At 67.0% G+C, this 227-nt stretch carries 1 protein-coding gene; it reads right to left on the bottom strand.

Translation table 11 applies throughout. From position 1 onward, the window contains the following. On the bottom strand, nucleotides 1–227 hold a 227-nt coding region (locus MMY95_RS15830; RefSeq protein WP_241277848.1), incomplete at both ends, for a hypothetical protein.

The raw sequence follows: 227 nt of genomic DNA, 5'->3' as shown, positions 1-227 counted from the left end.
GCTGCACCTCGGTCAGGCCCGAGGCGATCCTCAGGCTCTCGGGGAAGCTGGACGTCAGCATCAGCTTCTTCTTGTCGAAGGCCGCCTGACCCACCAGGCCCTGGCCGAGTTCGACTTCCTTGCCGTAGGCGCCGTGGCCGTCCGAGGCGTACGAAGCCATGAGGCGCAGCTTGGGCTGCTCCTGCGTGTAGCGCAGCACGTAGAACTCCGCCTGCTGAGCGCCCACC

The organism is Lactiplantibacillus sp. ME-2 (assembly GCF_022549155.1).
GTDB lineage: Bacteria > Bacillota > Bacilli > Lactobacillales > Lactobacillaceae > Lactiplantibacillus > Lactiplantibacillus plantarum.
The sequence above is the reverse complement of the archived record's forward strand: the minus strand, read 5'-3'. Positions and strand labels throughout refer to the sequence as shown.